Genomic DNA, 19684 nt, shown 5'->3' on the forward strand with positions numbered 1-19684 from the left:
GATTATTATTGGTCCAATTGGACTAATTGGTCTAATTTGTTTTATTGGCCTTGTAGTTGAAAGTGCTGCCCCATGAGGCGCGGTCAAGGTTGCGGTAGCTGACGGCTTCCTGCATATGGCGGGGGAGTATGGGCTCGCTGCCGTCGAGGTCGGCTATGGTGCGCGCTACCTTAAGGATGCGGTCGTAGGCGCGGGCGCTCATGTCGAAGCGTTTCATGGCGTTTCTGACTATGTCCATGCACGCATTGTCAAGACTGACATGCTTTTCGATAAGCCGGGCGTTCATCTGGGCGTTGCAGTAAACCGACCGCTCTCCGGCAAAGCGCCTCGACTGTATGGCACGGGCACGGGTAACCCTGTCGCGGATGAGGGCGCTTGACTCACCGCGCTTCATGGCCGACAATTCGTCAAAGGGTACCGGCATGATCTCGACCTGAATGTCAATGCGGTCCATCAGCGGACCGGAAATGCGGTTAAGATATTTCTGCACATGTCCCGGGGCACAGGTGCACTCCTTGGCGGGATGATTATAGTAGCCGCACGGACATGGATTCATCGAAGCCACCAACATAAATCCGGCCGGATAATCAATCGAATACTTGGCTCGTGACACTGTTATGCGACGGTCTTCGAGCGGCTGCCTCATGACCTCGAGCACCGAACGTGAAAATTCAGGGAACTCATCAAGAAACAAAACTCCGTTGTGAGCCAGCGATATCTCTCCGGGCATAGGATTGGCTCCACCGCCTACAAGAGCTACAGGCGATATGGTATGATGAGGCGACCTGAACGGACGCTGCGTCATGAGCCTCGAACCGCTCTTCAATTTTCCGGCCACGGAGTGTATTTTGGTGGTCTCAAGTGCTTCCTGAAGCGTGAGCGGCGGCAATATGGACGGCAGACGCTTAGCCATCATCGACTTGCCGGAGCCGGGCGCACCCACAAGCAGTATATTATGGCCGCCGGCGCAAGCCACCTCAAAAGCACGCTTGACGTTGTCCTGACCCTTGACCTCGGCAAAGTCAAAGTCAAAATCGGTGACAGCCCGACCAAACTCCTCGCGGGTATTGACAACGGTGGGCGCCAAAGGCATCTCTCCGTTAAGAAACTTCACAACCTGCACGAGACTCTTCACTCCATAAACGTCGATGTTATTGACCACCGCCGCCTCGGTGACATTGTCCTCTGGCACTATCATGGCCTTATAGCCGAGCTGACGCGCCTTTACAGCCATAGGCAAAACGCCGCGTATGGGAAGCACAGAGCCGTCAAGCGACAGCTCGCCCATGATAAGATAGTCATCGAGGTTGCAACAGGCCAGCTGTTCCGAAGCGGCGAGTATGGCAAGGCTGATGGGCAAATCGTAGGCCGCTCCCTCCTTCTTTACATCGGCCGGCGACATGTTGATGACCACCGAACGGCGCGGAAACTCCAGCCCCGACTGCTTCAGAGCCGACCTTACACGCTGATAGCTCTCTTTGACGGCCGTATCGGGCAGACCTACAAGATTAAACGATGCACCTATCTCCACGGCCACCTCTATCGTGACGATTATGGCGTCAATACCTTGCACCGCGGCTCCGTAAGTCTTTATAAGCATAGGATTATGATTTTAGTATAACGATGGTTTTTCACAAAGATACGAATAAGTCCGGAGCAAAAGCAAATAAATTTACTTTTTGCCGAACAGCCTGTTTTTGTACTGTCGCCGCATTTGAGTAACTTTGCACTCTTAATTTAAATATTATGAAGCAAGTCTGGAGAAAATATCGCGAAAATTATGCCGCCATCATCAAACTCGGCATACCCATCCTCATAGGGCAGCTCGGCATGATTGTCGTGGCCTTTGCCGACAATATAATGGTAGGGCGCTATTCAACCGAAGCGCTTGCATCGGCCTCGTTTGTCAACAACGTGTTTAACGTAGCCACATTTGCCTGTATCGGTTTTACTTACGGACTCACGCCGCTCATCGGAGCCCTTTTCTCACAGAAGCGCTTCGACACCATCGGCGCCATGATACGCAACGGAGTGCTCGTCAACATCATCTTCGCGCTGCTTGTATCGGCCATAATGGGTGTCATATGGCTTAATCTCGACCGGCTCGGACAGCCCGTGGAACTTATGCCGCTAATACGTCCCTATTACCTGATAGTACTGTGCGGCATGGTGCCCGTAGCGCTCTTCAATGTATTTGCACAATGGCTCTTCGCCATAAACCGCACGGCACTACCCATGTGGATAATACTCGCATCAAACCTATGCAACATCATAGGCAACTACATGCTCATATACGGACATTGGGGATGCCCCGAACTCGGCCTTATAGGAGCCGGCTACAGCACACTCTTCGCCCGCGTACTCTGTCCGGTGGCGGTGATAGTCATCTTTTTCTGCGCAAAACGTTTCCGCCTATACCGCGACGGCTTCATCAGCTCCTCATTGTCATCGCTCACCATAGGACAGATCAACCGTACGTCATGGCCTGTGGCACTTCAGATGACCTTCGAGTCGGGGTCATTCACCATCGCCGCTGTCATGGCCGGATGGCTCGGAGCCATAAGCCTTGCGGCATTTCAGATAATAGTCATCACCGGCACACTCGGCTTCTGCATATATTACAGCATGGGCTCCGCAGTATCGGTGCTCGTATCAAACGCCGCCGGACTCGGCGACCGCACAGGCATGCGGCGCACCGCCTTTGCAGGCTACCACATAATGCTTGCCCTCGCCACTGTGTCATCGCTCATATTCATTTTCTTTGAAGAGGCCATGATACACGCCTTCACCGAGGACCCCGAGGTCATAGCCGCCACTATGGTACTCATAGTGCCGCTCGTGCTATACCAGCTCGGCGACGCCACACAGATAAACTTTGCAAACGCCCTGCGAGGCACATCACACGTGATGCCAATGATATGGATAGCCTTTGTATGCTATATAATCGGAGGCATACCGGCCACATATCTGCTGGCTTTCACGGCAGGACTGGGCACCTATGGCATAATACTCAGTTTTTCGGTGAGTCTGTTCATGGCCGCGGCCCTGTTTCTGTACTTTTTTATGAAATCCACCCGCGAAAAAGCCGCATGACCATGCCGTCATGCTTAAATTTTCGACATAGCGGCTTGTTGCAATACAAATTTCATTATCTTTGTGAAATATAATACAAAAGTTTTATCTATGGATTTTGCAAAAGACAGTTATCGGATATTTGAGGAAACGACCGCTCTGTATCATGACTACGACAATGTGGACGCAAAAGTGGAAAACCCTTACAAGGAAGGCTCGATAGAGCACACCCTGTTTGCCAAAAACTGGATCGACGCGGTGCAATGGCATCTTGAGGACATAATACGTGACCCGGCCATAGACCCGGTCGAAGCCCTCGCCCTCAAACGCCGCATCGACCGCTCCAACCAAGACCGCACAGATATGGTCGAAGAGCTCGACACATACTTCCGCGAGAAGTACGACGACGTGGCCGTCCTTGCTGACGCAACGATAAATACCGAAAGTCCGGCTTGGGCCCTCGACCGACTGTCGATACTCGCCCTCAAGATATATCACATGCAGGCCGAGGTGGACCGTACCGACGCTTCGCCTGAGCATATAGCCAAATGCCGTGCAAAACTTGACGTGCTCAGCGAACAGCGTGCCGACCTGATCAGCGCCATCGACCAACTGCTTGACGATATAGCAGCAGGTAAAAAATACATGAAGGTATACCGTCAGATGAAAATGTACAACGACCCGGCTACCAATCCGGTACTCTATGGCCAGAAACAATAACCTGCCGAAAAACGTTCTTGTCGCCCGCTTCTCCGCACTCGGCGACGTAGCCATGACCATACCCGTGGTCTACTCGGTATGCCGCTGCAATCCGGGCACACGCTTCATATTCATAACCAAGTCGGGGCAGACGTCCATGTTTGTCAATCCGCCCGAAAACCTTACCGTACTAGGCATCGACGTCAAGCAATACCGTACTTTCGGCGACTACGTGCGCCTGCTCAAAGAGCTTCGCCGCGTCTACGCCATTGACGCGTTCGCCGACTTGCACGGCGTGTTGCGCACCTACATGCTACGGGCCGCCTGCATGCTTCAAGGCATACGATGCAGGTCGATAAGAAAAGGACGCCGCCACAAGCGTGCTCTTACAAGACCGCGTAACAAGGTCATGCTTCCGCTCATATCGTCAAGAGCGCGTTACCGCGAGGTGTTCTTCAACTTCGGCTTCGCCCTTGAAGAAAAATTCACAAGCATCTACGACAGCGGCAAAGCCGACCCGGAGATATTCGCCTCCGTCACTCCCCCCAAGAAAGAGGGTGAAAAATGGGTGGGCATAGCACCCTTTGCCAAGCATAAAGGCAAGATATATCCTCCGGAACTGATGGAGAGGGTCATTGACGAACTGACAGGACGCGAAGATATAACGATATTTCTCTTCGGCGGCGGCGAGGAGGAGAAACGCATACTCGGCGAATGGGCCGCAAAATACCCCCGGGTCATAAATCTGTCAGAAAAGAGACACGGATTTCCGGTGGAGCTGGCGTTGCTGAGTCATCTCGACACAATGGTGTCGATGGACTCGGCCAACATGCACTTGGCCTCACTCGTGGGCGTGCGAGTAGTCAGCATATGGGGAGCAACTCACCCATACTGCGGCTTCAAAGGCTTCAAACAGCGCGAGAGCGACATCGTACAGCTACCCATGACGTGCCGTCCGTGCTCCGTGTTCGGCAACAAACCGTGCAGCCGCGGAGACTACTATTGCCTCGCCGGACTTCCTCCCCAGATCATATTTTCAAAAGTCAACTCCATCCTTGACGGCCAATGACAGAAGAAGACTTCGACATACGCGACTCACAGACCGGCTACGACCGTGACAAAGATATAGAGAAAGCCCTGCGCCCCTCTGAATTTGACTCATTCAGCGGTCAGGACAAAGTCGTCGACAACCTTCAGGTATTTGTAGCCGCGGCAAAACTGCGTGGCGAGTCGCTCGACCATGTATTGCTGCACGGACCTCCCGGACTCGGAAAGACCACGCTGTCGCAAATCATAGCCAACGAACTCGGAGTTGGCATAAAAATAACTTCCGGACCCGTACTCGACAAGCCCGGCGATTTGGCCGGCATACTTACATCGCTTGAGGAAAACGACGTACTGTTTATCGACGAGATACACCGCCTCAGCCCGGTAGTCGAGGAGTATCTGTACTCGGCTATGGAGGACTACCGCATCGACATTATGATTGACAAAGGTCCGGGCGCACGGTCGGTGCAGCTCTCGCTGTCGCCGTTCACTCTCATCGGAGCCACCACGCGTAGCGGACTTCTCACCTCGCCACTGCGTGCGCGCTTCGGCATAAACTGTCATCTCGAATACTACGACCACGAAGTATTGGAGCGCATCGTGCTGCGCTCGGCAGGGCTGCTGAATGTAAAATGCACGGCGGAAGCCGCCCATGAGATAGCACTCCGCAGCCGCGGCACCCCGCGTATAGCCAACGCCCTGCTACGGCGTGTCAGAGACTTCGCACAAGTAAAGGGCAGCGGCATAATAGAGCCGGAGATAGCGCGCTATGCTCTCGAAGCGCTCAACATAGACCGTTACGGTCTTGACGAGATCGACAACAAGATACTTACAACAATAATAACCAAATTCAAAGGCGGCCCCGTCGGCCTCAACACCATAGCCACGGCCCTTGGCGAAGACCCCGGCACTATCGAGGAGGTATATGAACCTTTCCTCATAAAAGAAGGCTTCATAAAACGTACTCCCCGCGGTCGTGAAGTGACAGAACTGGCCTACATACACCTCGGGCACGGCACGGAAGGACGTGCAGGGTCGTTATTCGGTTAAAAACTTATTTTACGTTTCAGCGATGGCAGGAGTAAAAAGTTTGGCAAAGGACACAGCCATCTACGGCTTAAGCAGTATTGTAGGACGTTTTCTCAACTGGTGTCTCGTGCCGCTGTACACCAACATGTTTCCGGCCGCACAGTACGGCGTAGTCACATATATATATACTGTGGTAGCCTTTGCTCTTATCATACTCACCTATGGCATGGAGACCGGCTTTTTCCGGTTTGCCAACCATGACCGCTATGATAATCCCGATGAAGTCTACTCAACCTCACTCGTATCGCTCGGGGTCACCTCAACGATATTTTTCGCGCTCACGCTCATATTCCTGCATCCGATAAGCGATGCCCTCAACTGCGCGGGTCACGAGTCCTACATCTGGCTTATGGCTCTTGCCGTGGCTGTCGACGCATACACTTCCATACCCTTCGCTTATCTGCGCTTCAAGAAGCGCCCCATGCGGTTTGCCACATTGAAGTTGCTCAACATAGGTCTCAACATAGGCCTCAACCTGTTTTTCATACTGCTGTGCCCGTGGCTCTGGAACCGATGCCCCGAATCCATATCATGGTTCTATGACCCCGGTTATGGCATAGGCTATATTTTCTTGGCCAACCTTATAACATCGGCTCTGATGCTTGTACTGCTGCTTCCCGACATCATGTCGGTACCGCTCGTATTCAACGGCCGGCTGCTCAAGGACATGCTGCGGTACTCATCGCCGTTTCTCATTCTCGGCATAGCGGGCATCATGAACCAGACCGTCGACAAGCTGCTGCTCCCTGTACTAATCACGGACAAAGCCGAGGCCATGACCGAACTTGGCATATACGGCGCCAACTACAAGATAGCCGTAGTCATGGTCATGTTCATTCAGGCCTTCCGCTACGCTTACGAACCGTTCATATTCGCCCAGAACAAGGAGAAAGGGACCGGCAAACTTCAGGCTTACAGCGACGCGATGAAGTACTTTCTTATCTTCGCGCTGTTCATATTCCTCGGAGTGATGTTTTATCTCGACATAATCAAGTATTTCATATCGCCTGCCTACTTTTCGGGGCTCAGGGTCGTGCCCTTAATCATGCTTGCCGAGCTGTTTTTCGGCATATTTTTCAACTTGTCGCTATGGTACAAGCTCACCGACCGCACACGATGGGGCGCATGGTTCTCGCTGCTCGGGGCCGTCATCACGGTCACGCTCAATATAGTCCTCGTGCCACGATGGGGCTATATGGGCTGCGCTTGGGCCGCGCTGGCATGCTATGGCATAATGATGCTCGCAAGCTACTTTGTGGGGCGCTCGGTATTTCCCATAAACTACAACATCCCGAGACTGCTCTTCTATTGCGCGGTAGCGGCAGTGCTTTATGTCGCAGCCATGTTTGCGGATTTTCATGCCGAATGGGTCAACCTTATATTCCGCACAGTGTTACTGATTTTATATATGGGCATTGTATGTCGTACGGAGCATATAACAATTAAGCAACTCATCCATATCAGACGATGAAAAATATAGATTTTCAGAAGTTGAAGACAAAAATGTTCGGTTACTTCGATCTGAACGGTTACCTCATACCGCAGTCCGAAGCCGAAACAGCTATCAGAGAAGGAGTGTCGTTTCGCGGCATAAACATAATCATACTTATAGTAGCCATATTCATAGCATCGCTGGGGCTTAACGTCAACTCCACGGCGGTCATAATAGGCGCCATGCTTATATCGCCGCTCATGGGTCCTATCATCGGCATCGGGCTTGCGGTAGGCATCCATGACTTCGACCTCATCAAACGCTCTTTCCGCAACCTTATGATGGCTACGCTCTTCAGCGTGGCCACGTCATGTGTGTACTTTCTGATATCTCCAGTCAACGAGGGCCACAGCGAGTTGCTGGCACGTACATCACCTACCATCTATGACGTATTTATAGGCTTCTTCGGCGGTGCGGCAGGCATACTTGCCATAGGCAGCAAAATCAAAGGCAACGTCATTCCGGGCGTGGCCATAGCCACCGCTCTTATGCCGCCTCTGTGCACGGTCGGCTACGGTATTGCCACATGGCAGCTGAACTATTTTCTTGGAGCGCTGTATCTGTTCTTCATCAATTCAGTATTCATAGCATGCGCCACCACCATGGGCGTCAAATTGATGAAATACCATCCAAAGGACTTTACCAATCCGCAACGGGCCCACAAAGTGCGCAACGTCGTATACACAATAGCGTTTCTGACAATGCTGCCGGCTTGCTACCTCACGGTGAACATGTATAAGGAAAACATGTTCATGTCCAACTGCGACCGGTTTGTCGACCAGCAATGCAACTTCGACGGCACTCAGGTATTAAGCCACAAGGCGGTAATGAAAAACGGCCGGAAATCGCTCACCGTGTCGCTCGTAGGACGCATACTACCGCAGGACTCGCTGCTGCTGGCCCTTACCGACAAGATGAATGACTATCATATCGCAGGCACCAAACTGCGCATCATACAAGGCGACAACTCGTCGGGATTCGACGTTACACAGGCCACGTCAAGCATGTTGCGCGACATGTATCAGGTAACACAGTCCACCATCACCCGCCAGCAGGAGATTATAGACTCGCTCCGTGCATCAACGGCCCTGATGGCGCGCAACGACACCATGAGCGCCACCATATCGCCCGAGATAAAAATACTGTTTCCTAATGTAAAAGAGATTGCCATCACCCGAGGTATAGCCAGCGACATCGACAGCCGCCGTCTTGACACAATCAACGTGGCCCTCGTGGAGTACTCCGGCCCTATGAGCACAGCCCAGACTCAGAAGTTTCGTGAATACCTCGAAGCGCGCCTCAACACCCATCCTATAACCATCGTGGCAAGCAAGTCGCTCGTCACCGCCCCTTTAAAATAAGTCTCTCGTAGACCTGAATGTAACGTCGGGCCGCCACCGGCTCCGAATACTGCGCCACAGCCTCGGCGCGCGCATTGCGGCACATGTCATCATAACACCCCGCATAAAGGGTCGTGTAAATGCCCTCGGCAAGGTCCTCGGCCGACTTGTACCGGGCCACATAGCCATTGACACGGTGAGCTATCATCTGCGGAATCCCGCCCGTATCGAATCCGACACAAGGTGTGCCGCACGACATGGCCTCTACGATAGTATTAGGCAAATTGTCCTGAAGCGACGGTGTCACATACAGATCGGCGGCATTATATATATCGACAAGTTCTCGCTCGTCATTGACATAGCCAAGGCAATATATCGGAAAAGGAAAACTCTCCGCATATTCGGCCGAAGCCGCACCAAGCACCATCACGCCGAGAGTATCGGCCAATTCGGGATATTTCTCCGCAAGCAGCAGGCTTGCCTCGATGAGGTAGTCGATGCCTTTGCGCTTGTCGGTTGTCTTCATCGAACCGAACAGCAACATCTGTCTGTCGGCAGGCAATTTAAGCCTCAGCCGCGCCTCTTCTTTGTCACCCGGACAAAACACTTCGGTATCTATGGCATTAGGTATATCGGTCACATAATGGCCCTCCGTCAGCGCTGCTCTTTCGGCAAGCGATGCCAGCCAACGGCTACAGGCCACAAACGCGATATCACCGCCACCGTATATGGCTTTCTTACGGTCAAATACCCTCCTTGACAGATCACGCTCTCCCGGATAACGGAGCAAATGGCAGTCGCCGCAATCGGCGGTATATCGGTCACATCCATCAGAATAATGGCATATGCCTGTAAAAGGCCACATATCGTGCATGGTCCATACCACCGGCTTTCCGGAACCGAGTATGGCCCGCAGTCCGTCAAGCGACAGCATGCCCTGATTCACCCAATGCAGGTGTATGACGTCAGCCTCCTTAAAAGCCTGAAGTGAGGTTATATCGCTCCCCGACGATGCTATGTCAACCCCAAAAAGATTGGCCTTGCTGAAGCCGTTGGCTATCCATATGCGCATACGCTCTTCAAGAAAGTGCCATCTGCGCTTCATATCGGCAGGCAGCGACACCACCCTGACGTCATGCGTGGCGCGGTCGCGCACAAGCATCTTAGCCTCAACGCCGTTGCGACTGAGAGCCTTCATCAGCCTGTTGGCGGCAATCGCCGCCCCGCCTTTACGCTCGGCGGTATTAATTATCAGCACCTTCATAATCGCGAGAACTATATACTGTATGCAAATATAGTGATAAGCGAGAGCAAAACCAAGTAAACTTGGCTTTTGCCGAGCGAGAGTAAACATGGCGGAGGCAAATCTATATCTTACCGGCTACGCAAAATGTTAAATATACACAACAAGTGTTAATAAATTGGGGGGGGTAATTTTTGTTATAAATTTGCAGCAGTAATCATTATAAACAATAAACAACTATGAAATTTTTAAACAAGTTTTTATTTTTAAGTGTACTTGCTATGTCGCTTACCCTTGTATCTTGTTCTGACGATGACAAAGGCCCCGGCTCGACCGAAGAACTCGTAGGCATGTGGGAAGTTGTCGAAGGCACCGAATGGGAAAAGGAAGATGGTGAGATCGTTTACGAAGACGACGACTATAACGGTGACCTTCGCTATGAATTCAAAGCCAACGGCACTTATAACCGCTATTACAAATCAGGCAGCTCTTGGTATAACGACGAAAACGGCACATACAGCTATAAAAAGGGCACCTTGACCATGTTTGACGAAGATGAAGAGGAGTCATATTCAGCTACTGTAAAAGCGCTTACCGCCACAACTCTCGAAATCGAATCCTATGCAAGCTTTAATGAAGACGGCAGCCACTATGAAGCCTATGTATCGTTTAAATTCAAAAGAATAAGCTCCGCAGATTAAACATATGACATAGTTTCGGCTATCTATATCAAGCAATCGATAAATTTCAATTAACCAATCAAAAATTCATGATTATGAAAAAGTTATTTCTTGCCGTTTTTGCAGCCGTATGCGCTCTCGGAGTGTCGGCTCAGACTCTGTGGGACGGAGAATCCGCCGAAAAGCAATTTACTCTCGGTGTTCGTGCCGGTCTTAACATCGCCAAAATGACCGATATGCCTTCAGGTGTGGATTCAAGGACCAGTTTCCATGCCGGACTTTCAGCCGACTGGAATATCGTAAACAGTTTCTCGGTCAACTCCGGTATTTTTTATACAGGAAAAGGTGTCAAGGACGGTTCTGCCGAATTTATCGAGATACCCGTCTATGCATCCTATCGTCTTAACTTTGCCGAGGCATCACAACTTCAGGTAAACTTTGGTCCCTATCTGGACTTCGGAATAGCGGGCGACGCTTTTAAAGACGAAGTTGACGGCAAGCGTTTCCAGATGGGTCTCGGCGTAGGTGCCGGCTACACCTTCCACAAATTTCTCGTCGGCATCCAGTATCAATTCGGCCTTACAAAAGCTTTTGACAACGCTGATCCCAAATACAACAACCTTGCCATATCTCTCGGATACAATTTCTAAATAACGTAAGCACTCTTGCATGAGCCTGCGTCTACTTGGCCGCAGGCTCTTTTTATTTTATCGGGTCAATGTAAAGGTAGGGACGCCGGTAATAACACTTCAACCGGATTTTACAATTACAGTGACATCAATCAGAAGCGGAGGGCTATTTTCTACCGAAGTCGGCGGGAATTTCACCCCATATCTCGGTACGCCACTTGATAACGGGGTTGACATAGGTATTAGTGGCAAGCCATGCTTCGGCCCGACGCACGAGCGACAGCAGATTGTGTGTCTTGGCATTGTCGGCGAGGGTGGTCTTGGCTTTGCGGTTGCGCACCCATGCCTGCGCCGTGACACTGTCGCTGTAGATAGGAAAATTCCACCCGCGCTGCTTGCACAATGCGAGTGCATGAACGAGCGCGAGAAATTCACCGATATTGTTGGTACCGTTATCGACCGGTCCGAAACGGAAAATCTCTTCGCCGGTAGCCACCCACACGCCACGGTACTCCATGCGGCCGGGATTGCCCGCACAAGCAGCGTCGACGGCTATGGCTTCGAGCTTTATTTCAGGAAATTCGCTGTAGTCTACCTGTGGAGCCTGACGCGAGGCTATGGCCCGAAGAGCATACATCTCGCTGTCACTGTCGCCGCGAAACGCAGCCGTGGCATCGGTCTGCGAACGAAAAGCCTTGTAACGTGCCCCGGGAAAATTACGTACCTGCTCCTCACACTCCTCCCACGAGTCATAGATGCCGGGGGCGCGTCCGGCCCACACTACATAAAATTTACGTGTCTCCATAACTTACGAACAACTTAAAAGCAATGACATATCCATGGCCCTGACTCCGGCAATGCGCGCTATGCGCCTATTCACAGCCTTGCCGTGAAACGTATAGACGGCACACTGCAGTCCGGGACGCATCTTGACCGTATTGATAATACCCTCGCAGGAAAGTATGTCGTGCATAAGCGACAGAAACGTATTGCTTAGAGCCATCGCGGAGGTGCGGGGCACGGCATTGCTGATACCAGTATAGCATACGCGCCGGCCCGAACCGATGTCGACCGGCGATGACGACACATCAGCCTCGGGCAAAGAAGGAAACATCGGCGAGCGGTCATGGTTAAGATCCATAATGACAACACCCTTTTTCATAACATTTATCATGTCGGCGTCAATCCTGTAGCTTAACGGCATCTCGGTAGCTATAACCACGTCGGCACTACGCAATGCATTGGCCACGACATGAGGATGAAGGGCTGAAGTTATTATGCCCGGAACAGAGCGAGAAGCTTCACGCAGACGGTATACATCGTTGTCAAACATGCGCACCATGGCCCCTGCCCCGAGAGCCGACGACGCGGCGGCACAGGCAGCTATACCCGACCCTATGACGGTAACCTCGCAAGGCACTATGCCCGCCACACCTCCGAGCAATATGCCCTTGCCGTGGAGCGGATCGGCAAGCAATGACGCACTGAGCGCAACAGCCGCGCGTCCGTCAATCTCCGACAGTATGTCATAAAACGGAGTGTTGCCACGACGGTCGGTGATAAGATCGATAGCTACAGCTATTATATGGCGGTCAAGAAGCCGGTTGACCGACTGCGGCGACTGGCGGCTCTCGTTGAGCAATGACAGCAGCATGGAGCCGCGACGCATTTTCCGTATATCGGGGTCGCTTAACGGCGCCAAAGCAATGACAATGTCACATGACAAAGCATCTTCACGGCTTCCGATTTCAGCTCCGGCCTTCACATAAGCTGCATCTGTATAATGTATGACCCGCGCGGCACCTTCCTGTATCCTTACGCCATAACCCGCATCGGTAAGCACGGCTACAGCCTCCGGAGTCAGCGGAAAACGCCGCTCTCCCGCATCGCAGCACGAAGGAAGACCGATGGTAAGCCTACGGAAGTTTGTCATCACGGCCGCGTCCTGCGGCTGAGGAGTATAGGATGTGTCAGACAACATAAACGGTCACATATTTAGTGTATATTCAATTCTTCGACAAATCGGCGCCCTGTGGCGAGCTTTTCCGACTCCATAAGATCCGACTTAAAGACTATGGCCGCCTTGGAGTAATGAGGCATACGCCCGTCGAGAGCCGTGATGATAAACTCACGCAACTCGTCATCGGTTTTGTCAGCAATCAGAGGTCGTTTGTGGCGTCCGCGTTTAAGCCGGGCAAAGAGCTTGTCGGTCGACGTATCAAGAAACACAGTCGTGCCGTGAGCATTCATCCAGTCCATATTGTCAAAGAAGCAGGGAGTACCTCCTCCGCAAGCCACTATGACATCCTCAAATTCACCCACCTCATGAAGCATGGCACGTTCAAGGTCGCGAAATCCATGCTCGCCGCGTTCGGCAAAAAGCTGCGACACCGAAGCATGATAACGCCCCTCTATATAATTGTCGAGGTCTATGAAATCAATTCCGGTCAGTGATGACACCATACGTCCGAGCGTCGATTTACCACACCCCATGTAGCCTATAAGAAATATCGGTCGCATAATACTAAAATAAATACATCAATCGGTATATCAAGACTACAATCCGTGCTTCTCTTTCATAAACCACCTCCACAGCGGAGCCGCCATGAGCGCCTGTATTATCTCGTTGCGACACAGCATGCCATACACTTCATCGCGCGAAAACAAGTGCACCGTTATGCTCTCCGTGCGGTCAAGATGCTGGTCCGCCACATGGCTTACCCTCTCCGCCACGAAGCAGTGGCAGAGATTGGTCGATGTCGACGGGTTGGGCGACAGCACCATGGCCTCGGTCCACACCCCTCCGGCATAACCTGTCTCCTCAAGAAGTTCACGACGGGCGGCATCAATCGGCGCCTCCCCATCCTCCACCACACCGGCACACAGTTCGAAGTCGGTACGCTGCAGCCCGTGACGGTACTGACGCACCATCACCATCTCGCCTCGGTCGGTGACGGCTATGACATTGACCCAATCGGGATATTCAAGCACGTAATACTCGTCGTTAACCACCCCGTCAGGCAGTTTTATACAATCGCGCCGCGCCGTAAGCCACGGGCGCCTGATAAGGTATTCCGACGAGAGTATCTCGCATTTTGCATTTTCATCCATGTCGTAGAACTTGTTGAGTAATTGCAAAGATACGAATAAGTCGAGGGCAATGCCAAATTTATTTGAACGATACTAATCCTATCAGGATTATCGATATGACCGGCCGGAGACATGCGTGCTGCGACTCGTAGAGGCAACGGTTGTGACCTTGTAGATGCGTCTACCTGCGTTGCATCATGTTTTTCGACAGAATTGATTGTAATATCAGAATTTATATTTAAATTTGTCGATGCAGACCGACTTGCAGAAGCCTCGGGCCGGGGTTAAGTGGAGCGGTATGTTGTGAACATATATAGAAAGCGTTTATCCGCGCTGATTCTTGATTGTTGGAAATTCTCGCAAAATTTCACTCTCTGTCAAGGGTTGAGCAACGGTAGATGCCCGTGGATATGTAATATATGCTTTCGGCACGATATTTCGGGAGAAATATTGTCCGGAAGTCCTGATTACATATACAAGCGTGGGCTTCTGCGTTGCCGTCCAACAGAGAAAGGCAATGCGAGAAGCCTCCAACAGAAGGACGGTAACAGATACAGATTCCTACGCTTTTTTTTGTAAAAAAAGAATGCCGACGAGAGGATGACCGAGGCACTGCGGCTATTGATGAAACTAACGAGAGTCCTGCGTTTATCCATTCAATCTCTGCCATTTGTGATTTTGCCAATGACCGAAAGAACCCTTTTCTTCCGGAGTTTTCGTCACATCCATGCATCAATATTAAAATCACATAATACTAACCAATCAACACAACCAATGAAAATCAAGTTATCTGTACTGTTCATGGCACTGACGGTCATGGCATGTCCGCTATTTTCTCAGGAAGTATTTGTCCCTACTTCAAAGGGAGACATCACTCCTGTGTCCAGAGCCGTGATAACGGGTACCAAAACTTCCGGCAAAGCTCTGCTGGCGGCTTATGGCGCCAAACTCACCTCAAGTCTTGTCATTGACGGCAAGCAGTCAACCACCATCCTTCCAAAGTCATCGGCAATCTTTTATGTGTTCAACCCGAGTAAATTTTCAGTACAGGGCTGGAAGATGGTATCCTTGAAGTCAAAGAAGAAAAACCGTGAATTGCCCTACATGAAGACAAGCGCCTATTCGGGTTCGAAGACCGATCTCGACGATGTGCCGATGATGACCACCAAGATTACTGACGAAATCTATGAGATGAGGCCTATGGCTGACATCAGGGACGGCGACTATGCCATTGTATATCTGGAGAATGGAGTTCCTACCTTAGTCTATGATTTTCGGGTTGAAGGCAGCCTTCCACCCTATCCCCGTGTATCGGAGGATGTCATAATGGCGGAATTTAATCCGAGCGCCTATATGACGTCCTATACGGAGGAAAATAAATCAGAGTCCGACTCTCCCGCAACGATTCTCAGGTGGTATTTTGATTCCGACCCACGCGGGGCACGAATATTCTACCGCGTGATTTCCAATATACCTAAGCAGGTGAAGAATACCAACGAATCCTACATGACGACCACCCCTCTCGAAGAGACCAAGTCACTTAACATACCGGGCCTGACATACCAGAACTCGGCCGATGTAGTAATCGAGATAAAAGTCACAAAGCGCGGTTATGAGGAGCAGATAAAGCGCTATAATGTCAGACAGGCGCTCGACCAGCAGGAAATCAGCGGATTTTTTGAACTTGTAGAAAAGAAGTAATTTTATTTTTATTCTAAAACCATATCATTATGAAGATTACAAAGTTATTCAAAACATGGATGGCGGCGTTCACGGTTGTGCTCGCCATGTCGCCCGACGCAAATGCGAAAGATTATGAGGCTACCGTTGTCTCAGACCCCGAAGGAGCCACCGTCTATATGAACGGCATGTTGGTGGCCCATACCACTCCGGCCATAATAAGCATCGACTCCAAACTCACAAACAAAAACATCATATTCCGCTTCGAGAAAGAGGGTTACGAAAACAAAACGGTCATAATATCGCTTGATAAGAAAGAAATGAAGAAAGGACCTATAATATACGGCAAACTTGAAAAAGACCAGTTGGCCGCACAGCGGGCACAGGAAGCGATGCAGCGGGTGCAGGAAGAGGCAGCCGAGCGTGAGGCAAAGCGCAAGATATATCGACAAGACCCCACAATACCCGCAGGTGAAGCCGATGCCAGAGTGAGCCGCGACGAAGCCGGAAAAACTACAATGGAGCAATCAATCATCAGATGGTATTTCGACTCAGACCCACGTGGCGCACGCATATTCTACCGCGTGATTTCAGCCAATCCCGCAGAGGTGAAGAACACCAATGAGGTATATCTCACCAATACCCCTTATGAAGAGACCAAAGGCTTCGGCATTCCCGGCCTGACCTATGAGAACTCAAGAAATGTGACAATAGAGATAAAGATATCCAAGAAAGGCTATGAAGAACAAATCAAGCGCTACAATGTACGTCAAGCGCTTGACCAGCAAGAAATAAGTGGTTTCTTTGAACTGGTTGAAAAGGGAGAATAGGCCGGGCCGAGCCATCGCCGCCCGATAGCCTGACCGCCGCGCATGCCTCGCATGTAGCGGCGGTTTTTCGTCATGACAAAGCTCGATTAAAAAATAATATTCCGTTATTAAGTCCGAGATAATAACTATTTTTGTAAAATACATCACATTACTCAAAACAGGCTGCCCCATGTTCACACTGAATCAATCACAACTCCTGTCGCCGCGCATATGGCTCGCGGCCGCCTTGACACTTTGCTGTATTCCCGCTATGACGGGACAACGAACCGAAAAAACCATAAACGACGGTTGGGAATTCCGACTTCCCGACGCGCAGTCATGGCAACATGTCAACCTGCCCCACACCTACAATCATGACGCTTACTCCACCCGCGACTATTACCGCGGCAAGGCTCACTATCGCCGCCGACTCGCCATGGACTCCGTGACGCCCGGCATGCGCTACTACCTCAAGTGCGACGCTGCAAGCAAATCGGCCGTCATAAAAGTCAACGGCCGTGAAGCCGGCTCGCACAACGGCGGCTACTCCGCATTTATAACCGATATAACCGACTTTGTAGGCACAAACAACCTCATCGAGGTGACCGTCGACAACGACCGCCCCGACATAACCCCGATATCGGCCGACTTCACCTTCTGGGGCGGTATATACCGCGACGTATGGCTTGTCACCGTACCCGACCGCCACTTCGCCATGAACGACTACGGATCCGACGGCATATTCATATCCACTCCCGAGGTCTGTGACGACTTCGCCACCGTACAGGTGCACGGCAAAGTCTCCAACGACTCCCGCGCCGACGCCACTCTTGAAGTAAGAAGCGAAATATCCGATCCCGCAGGAAAACTGCTACAGACTCTGACACAAAAGAAAAAGGTAAAAGCCGGTGAAACCGCCGAATTCACCACACTCTCACGCAAAATCGACTCACCCGCGCTGTGGTCGCCCGAGAGTCCGTTGCTCTACACCGTCAAGACCACCCTTGTCGACGCCAAGACCGGCAGCATACTCGACTCGCGCACCCACCACACCGGCTTCCGTTGGTTTGAGTTTGACGGACACAAGGGCTTCTCGCTCAATGGCAAACCTTACAAACTGCGCGGCGTCAACCGACATCAGGACCAATGGCCCTCTGGCGTAGCGCTTGCCGACGAAGCCCACCGCCGCGACGTAAGGCTGATGAAAGATATAGGCTGCAACTTCATACGCATATCACACTACCCGCAGGACGACGCCCTGCTTGAAGCCTGCGACCGGCTCGGACTGCTCGCTTGGGAGGAGATACCCATAGTCAACATAGTGCCCGACACTCCCGGTTATGACGATAACTGCGAGGTCAACCTCATAGAGATGATACGTCAGCACTACAATCACACCTCCATAATAGCTTGGGGCTACATGAACGAGATACTCCTAACCGCTCCGAATGTCACCGATCCCAAATGGCCCGCATGCCGTGAGCGCACCGTAAAGTTGGCGCAACGCCTTGAGAAGAAGCTCAAGGACGAGGACCCCTCGCGCGCCAGCGTCATGGCATTCAACATGACCAACCTATACAACGAGATAGGCCTTGACCTTGAGGATGTAGCAGGATGGAATCTGTACCATGGCTGGTATGTGGGCGAACTCGACGGCTTCAACCGCTGGTGCGAGGACCAGCACACCCGCTATCCCGACCATCCGATTATCATCAGCGAGTGGGGAGCCGGCAGCGACCGACGTCTGCACTCTGACCGTTCCAAGGCATTTGACTTCAGCATCGAGTACCAGCAGCGTTATATAGAGCATTATCTGCCTTTCATCGAAAACACCGAGTGGATCAACGGCTCCACGTATTGGAACTTCATCGACTTCAATGTGGCCGCACGTCAGGAGTCGATGCCCCGGGTCAACAACAAAGGGCTGTTTTACAACGACCGCACACCCAAAGACGTGGCCTATTACTTCAAGTCGATGTGGCGCGACGACATACCGGTAGTGCACATTGCCGTACGCGACATGCCCGCATATATAGCCGAGCCAGGACGATCAGCCACGATAAAAGTGTACGCCAACACACCCGAAGTCACTCTCCGGGTCAACGGCGCGGAGGTAGCCACCGAAAAGACCGACAACCGACAGGCCCTGTTCAATATCAATCTGCCTGAAGGAACAGCTGTGCTTACCGCCAAGGGCACACTTGACGGCGTAAAGGCCACCGATGCCGCGACGCTCGACGTACTGTCAATGCCCGAAGCCGCAAGCGGCGAACTCGCCGTCAACCTCGGGTCAAACTGCTACTTCACTTCCGACGTCACCGGCCTTACATGGCTCCCTGACCGTCCGTACACACCCGGCGCATGGAGCTACACCTCGGGCGAGGAACGCAGCACGACCTCGGAGATCGCCGGCACCGTCGACGGACCTCTGTATCAGACATGGCGGCAAGGCCCTGTGGCTTACCGCATCGACGCCCCGGAGGGACGCTATGAGGTAGAGCTGCTTATGGCCGACGTCACCCGTCCAGCCCGGCAGCTTGCCAACCTGCTCGACAAGGCCGAGTCTGAACAATCGTCAGACGATACCCGCTTTGACATACTCATCGATGATAATCCCGTAGAGACCGACTTCTCGCCCGCCGATGGAGGCCGTTACCGCACGGCTTTCAAACGCCGCTACATAATCGACAACAACAAGGGCTGCATCTCCGTAAGCCTCCGCCCGATAAAAGGCAATCCCGCTATTGCCGCCATAAAGGTGCGAAAATTATAAAATCATGTAGAAAAACGTCAAGTTAAACGCACTGTAGTATC

Annotated in this window: 18 protein-coding genes; 11 read left to right on the top strand and 7 right to left on the bottom strand. The window is 51.8% G+C overall.

The annotated features are described in order from the left end of the window. Positions 1-31: 31 nt before the first annotated feature. On the bottom strand, positions 32-1600 hold the full coding sequence (locus FW767_RS00905) for a YifB family Mg chelatase-like AAA ATPase (protein WP_121697989.1): 1569 nt from the start codon (positions 1598-1600) through the stop codon (positions 32-34). Positions 1601-1746: 146 nt separating this feature from the next. Between FW767_RS00905 and FW767_RS00910 the strand changes: the two genes are divergently transcribed. The 6 genes from FW767_RS00910 to FW767_RS00935 all read left to right on the top strand — a co-directional run bounded on the left by FW767_RS00910 (position 1747) and on the right by FW767_RS00935 (position 8760). Next, on the top strand, positions 1747-3093 hold the full coding sequence (locus tag FW767_RS00910) for an MATE family efflux transporter (protein ID WP_121697988.1): 1347 nt from the start codon (positions 1747-1749) through the stop codon (positions 3091-3093). Positions 3094-3183: 90 nt separating this feature from the next. Next, a complete protein-coding gene (locus tag FW767_RS00915; RefSeq protein WP_121697987.1) occupies positions 3184-3792 on the top strand; it encodes a DUF4254 domain-containing protein in 609 nt (202 codons plus the stop codon). Continuing rightward, positions 3776-4840 carry a glycosyltransferase family 9 protein gene (locus tag FW767_RS00920; protein ID WP_235897911.1) on the top strand — a complete coding sequence of 355 codons (1065 nt, stop codon included), beginning with the start codon at positions 3776-3778 and terminating at the stop codon, positions 4838-4840. The genes FW767_RS00915 and FW767_RS00920 overlap by 17 nt, the downstream gene beginning before the upstream one ends. Continuing rightward, positions 4837-5868: a Holliday junction branch migration DNA helicase RuvB gene (gene ruvB, locus FW767_RS00925; RefSeq protein ID WP_121697986.1), complete on the top strand. Its 1032-nt coding sequence runs from the start codon at positions 4837-4839 to the stop codon at positions 5866-5868. Before FW767_RS00920 ends, ruvB begins: the two co-directional genes overlap by 4 nt. A 22-nt stretch (positions 5869-5890) precedes the next feature. Continuing rightward, complete coding sequence (locus FW767_RS00930; protein ID WP_121697985.1) at positions 5891-7378, top strand: lipopolysaccharide biosynthesis protein; 1488 nt, start codon at positions 5891-5893, stop codon at positions 7376-7378. Next, complete coding sequence (locus FW767_RS00935; protein WP_121697984.1) at positions 7375-8760, top strand: DUF389 domain-containing protein; 1386 nt, start codon at positions 7375-7377, stop codon at positions 8758-8760. The genes FW767_RS00930 and FW767_RS00935 overlap by 4 nt, the downstream gene beginning before the upstream one ends. On the opposite strand, the gene FW767_RS00940 is transcribed toward FW767_RS00935, so the two are convergent. Next, positions 8741-10003 carry a glycosyltransferase family 4 protein gene (locus tag FW767_RS00940; RefSeq protein ID WP_121697983.1) on the bottom strand — a complete coding sequence of 421 codons (1263 nt, stop codon included), beginning with the start codon at positions 10001-10003 and terminating at the stop codon, positions 8741-8743. The two genes, FW767_RS00935 and FW767_RS00940, sit on opposite strands and share 20 nt — an antisense overlap. Positions 10004-10221: 218 nt before the next feature. Here FW767_RS00940 and FW767_RS00945 point away from each other — a divergent pair, with 218 nt between their 5' ends. Together FW767_RS00945 and FW767_RS00950 are read left to right on the top strand one after the other, a co-directional pair. Next, positions 10222-10683, top strand: coding sequence for a lipocalin-like domain-containing protein (locus tag FW767_RS00945; RefSeq protein WP_121697982.1), 462 nt, complete (start codon positions 10222-10224; stop codon positions 10681-10683). A 74-nt stretch (positions 10684-10757) separates the two neighbouring features. After that, positions 10758-11312, top strand: coding sequence for a porin family protein (locus FW767_RS00950; RefSeq protein ID WP_205523758.1), 555 nt, complete (start codon positions 10758-10760; stop codon positions 11310-11312). A gap of 145 nt (positions 11313-11457) precedes the next feature. Here FW767_RS00950 and FW767_RS00955 read toward each other — a convergent pair whose 3' ends face one another. From FW767_RS00955 to FW767_RS00975, 5 genes are all read right to left on the bottom strand, one after another. Beyond that, complete coding sequence (locus tag FW767_RS00955) at positions 11458-12096, bottom strand: ribonuclease H1 domain-containing protein (RefSeq protein ID WP_121697980.1); 639 nt, start codon at positions 12094-12096, stop codon at positions 11458-11460. 3 nt (positions 12097-12099) lie between these two features. Then, positions 12100-13272 (bottom strand): Rossmann-fold NAD(P)-binding domain-containing protein, encoded by a 1173-nt coding sequence (locus tag FW767_RS00960; RefSeq protein ID WP_121697979.1) that lies wholly within the window; start codon positions 13270-13272, stop codon positions 12100-12102. A 14-nt stretch (positions 13273-13286) separates the two neighbouring features. Next, on the bottom strand, positions 13287-13811 hold the full coding sequence (locus FW767_RS00965; protein WP_121697978.1) for a shikimate kinase: 525 nt from the start codon (positions 13809-13811) through the stop codon (positions 13287-13289). A 36-nt stretch (positions 13812-13847) separates the two neighbouring features. Then, a complete protein-coding gene (locus tag FW767_RS00970; protein ID WP_121697977.1) occupies positions 13848-14402 on the bottom strand; it encodes an NUDIX hydrolase in 555 nt (184 codons plus the stop codon). A gap of 346 nt (positions 14403-14748) precedes the next feature. Continuing rightward, on the bottom strand, positions 14749-15051 hold the full coding sequence (locus FW767_RS00975) for a hypothetical protein (RefSeq protein WP_147438677.1): 303 nt from the start codon (positions 15049-15051) through the stop codon (positions 14749-14751). Between the two features lie 104 nt (positions 15052-15155). Between FW767_RS00975 and FW767_RS00980 the strand changes: the two genes are divergently transcribed. The 3 genes from FW767_RS00980 (at position 15156) to FW767_RS00990 (ending at position 19643) form a co-directional block, all read left to right on the top strand. Beyond that, positions 15156-16082 (top strand): hypothetical protein, encoded by a 927-nt coding sequence (locus FW767_RS00980; protein ID WP_121697976.1) that lies wholly within the window; start codon positions 15156-15158, stop codon positions 16080-16082. Between the two features lie 29 nt (positions 16083-16111). After that, the gene (locus FW767_RS00985) at positions 16112-16891 is read left to right on the top strand and encodes a PEGA domain-containing protein (protein WP_121697975.1); all 780 of its coding nucleotides are present in this window, start codon (positions 16112-16114) and stop codon (positions 16889-16891) included. Positions 16892-17060: 169 nt separating this feature from the next. Continuing rightward, positions 17061-19643 (top strand): glycoside hydrolase family 2 TIM barrel-domain containing protein, encoded by a 2583-nt coding sequence (locus FW767_RS00990; protein WP_205523759.1) that lies wholly within the window; start codon positions 17061-17063, stop codon positions 19641-19643. Positions 19644-19684 lie beyond the last annotated feature (41 nt).

Source organism: Heminiphilus faecis (genome assembly GCF_008728965.1).
In the GTDB taxonomy this organism is placed as follows: Bacteria; Bacteroidota; Bacteroidia; order Bacteroidales; family Muribaculaceae; genus Muribaculum; species Muribaculum faecis.